We start from the raw sequence: 2,324 nt of genomic DNA on the forward strand, positions 1-2,324 counted from the left end.
TTTGATGTTGTTATACGCACAATAATCACCTCTGTCACTATTATACAACATATCACTAAATATTACTATATGATAAGAATAAAAATTTGACAAAAAATAAGCCTATTTCAAGGCTTTGCGGTACTTTTTTGCATTTCAATGTGTCAAACTCCCGTGAAATATCCGAAGATATAGGTGGAAAATTATTTCAAAAGTAGTATAATGAAAAAGTAAAATCTATGCAAGAAGGAATACGGAAACCAAATTTATACTATATTTTACTTTTGAAACAGCGCATGTGAACGGTCATAAATTTATCTGTAAAAACGGATAAAAAATATTGAAAAAACCAGTTGACGTTGAAAAAAAAGTATGATATAGTATCAGAGTTGTTGAAGACAAAGTAGAGTATCCACTCTCACCTCGGCGCGAATGAGCGACCGGCGGTTATTATTCAAATACTTTTGATTTGATTGTGGATAGTCTGCCTATCCACTTTTTTTATGGAGGTGCAAAACCATTAGCGATTTAATGATTAATGAACAGATCAGAGACAGAGAAGTTCGTGTAATTGGTGCAGATGGTACTCAGCTTGGTATCATGTCTGCAAGAGAAGCGTTCAAACTGGCGCAGGAAGCAGAGCTTGATTTAGTAAAAATCGCTCCGACTGCTAAACCGCCTGTTTGCAAGATTATTGATTACGGAAAATACCGTTATGAAATGGCGCGCAAAGAGAAAGAAGCTCGCAAGAAGCAGAAAACTGTGGAGATCAAGGAAGTGCGTTTGTCACCGAATATTGAATCCAATGATTTAAACACCAAAATAAACGCAGCCAGAAAGTTTATCACAAAAGGTGATAAGGTGAAAGTATCCCTGCGTTTCCGTGGACGTGAGATGGCTCATGTTCAGAACAGCAAACACATCTTGGATGATTTTGCTGAGGCGCTTTCTGAAATAGCGACAGTGGAGAAGGCACCGAAGATGGAAGGCCGCAGCATGACAATGGTGCTGGCCGAAAAACGTTAATTAGACTATTTATCAAGGAGGAATTTCATTATGCCAAAAATGAAAACCAGCAGAGCAGCAGCAAAACGTTTCAAAAAAACAGGAACAGGACAGTTAAAAAGAAATAAAGCTTATAAGAGTCACATCTTAACAAAGAAAAGCGCTAAGAGAAAAAGAAATCTTAGAAAAGCAACTATCACAGATGCTACTAATGTTAAGAACATGAAGAAAATCTTACCGTATCTGTAAGATAGAAGATTAGGAGGATGACGTAAATGGCAAGAGTAAAAGGCGGATTAAACGCAAAAAAAAGACATAATAGAACATTAAAACTGGCTAAAGGTTACAGAGGAGCAAGATCCAAACAGTACAGAGTTGCAAAACAGTCTGTAATGCGTGCTCTTACAAGTGCTTATGCAGGAAGAAAACAGAAAAAGAGACAGTTCAGACAGCTCTGGATCGCTCGTATCAACGCTGCAGCTAGACTGAATGGTTTATCTTACAGCAAATTCATGTACGGCTTAAAACTGGCTGACATCGAGATCAACAGAAAAATGCTGGCTGAGATGGCTGTAAACGATGCAGAAGGATTTGCTGCATTAGTAGAAGCTGCAAAAGCTAAATTAGCTTAATTATCAGATATATTTTATATTTGATCGGATGATATCATTTGTTTTCTGGTTGTGGAATCATACTACATGATTTTACAGCCGGAAATAGAATGAATCCATATGATTTTAACGTGTAATTGTGTATATTTGACAGAATTATATAAAAAATCAAGAAAATTTGAAAAAAGTGTTGACAGCAAACGATTGTTTCTGTATAATACCGATTGTTGTGGTTCGTTGGTCAAGCGGTTAAGACGTCGCCCTCTCACGGCGAAAACAGGGGTTCGATTCCCCTACGAACTGTTTAAGATTTCCAAAAAGTAAATAAGATGTGGTTCGTTGGTCAAGCGGTTAAGACGTCGCCCTCTCACGGCGAAAACAGGGGTTCGATTCCCCTACGAACTGTTTAAGATTTTTCAAAAAGTAAATAGATGTGGTTCGTTGGTCAAGCGGTTAAGACGTCGCCCTCTCACGGCGAAAACAGGGGTTCGATTCCCCTACGAACTGTTTAGATTTTCAAAAAGTAAATAAGGTATGGTTCGTTGGTCAAGCGGTTAAGACGTCGCCCTCTCACGGCGAAAACAGGGGTTCGATTCCCCTACGAACTGCTCTGTTTTTTATAAAACAGCCCAACCCGAAAGATACTGCAGGTAACAGATGTTGCTTGCAGTATTTTTTTACTTTATAGGAAAGTTCGATTTTTGCCGACCTCTTGAACGAAAATAGCCC

General features: G+C 38.3%; 3 protein-coding genes and 4 tRNA genes. All 7 read left to right on the forward strand.

The genetic code is table 11. The features are described from left to right. Nucleotides 1–510: 510 nt before the first annotated feature. The 7 genes from infC (at nucleotide 511) to LG34_RS16510 (ending at nucleotide 2,203) form a co-directional block, all read left to right on the forward strand. Complete coding sequence (infC, locus tag LG34_RS16480) at nucleotides 511–1,005, forward strand: translation initiation factor IF-3 (RefSeq protein ID WP_021739128.1); 495 nt, start codon at nucleotides 511–513, stop codon at nucleotides 1,003–1,005. A 30-nt stretch (nucleotides 1,006–1,035) separates the two neighbouring features. Beyond that, complete coding sequence (rpmI, locus tag LG34_RS16485; RefSeq protein WP_021739127.1) at nucleotides 1,036–1,233, forward strand: 50S ribosomal protein L35; 198 nt, start codon at nucleotides 1,036–1,038, stop codon at nucleotides 1,231–1,233. A 26-nt stretch (nucleotides 1,234–1,259) separates the two neighbouring features. Beyond that, complete coding sequence (rplT, locus tag LG34_RS16490; protein WP_109217041.1) at nucleotides 1,260–1,616, forward strand: 50S ribosomal protein L20; 357 nt, start codon at nucleotides 1,260–1,262, stop codon at nucleotides 1,614–1,616. Between the two features lie 210 nt (nucleotides 1,617–1,826). Next, nucleotides 1,827–1,898: transfer RNA gene (locus LG34_RS16495), tRNA-Glu, on the forward strand. Between the two features lie 30 nt (nucleotides 1,899–1,928). Beyond that, nucleotides 1,929–2,000 (forward strand) — tRNA-Glu (locus LG34_RS16500). 30 nt (nucleotides 2,001–2,030) lie between these two features. Next, nucleotides 2,031–2,102, forward strand: a tRNA-Glu gene (locus LG34_RS16505). Nucleotides 2,103–2,131: 29 nt separating this feature from the next. Then, nucleotides 2,132–2,203: transfer RNA gene (locus LG34_RS16510), tRNA-Glu, on the forward strand. Nucleotides 2,204–2,324 lie beyond the last annotated feature (121 nt).

It is taken from the genome of Eubacterium ramulus, assembly GCF_003122485.1.
Lineage (GTDB): Bacteria > Bacillota > Clostridia > Lachnospirales > Lachnospiraceae > Eubacterium_I > Eubacterium_I ramulus_A.

Excerpts from the sequence above, each read along its gene's own strand:
- rpmI (WP_021739127.1), top strand. The coding sequence starts at position 1,036 with ATGCCAAAAATGAAAACCAGCAGAGCAGCAGCAAAACGTTTCAAAAAA.
- rplT (WP_109217041.1), top strand. The coding sequence starts at position 1,260 with ATGGCAAGAGTAAAAGGCGGATTAAACGCAAAAAAAAGACATAATAGA.
- infC (WP_021739128.1), top strand. The coding sequence starts at position 511 with ATGATTAATGAACAGATCAGAGACAGAGAAGTTCGTGTAATTGGTGCA.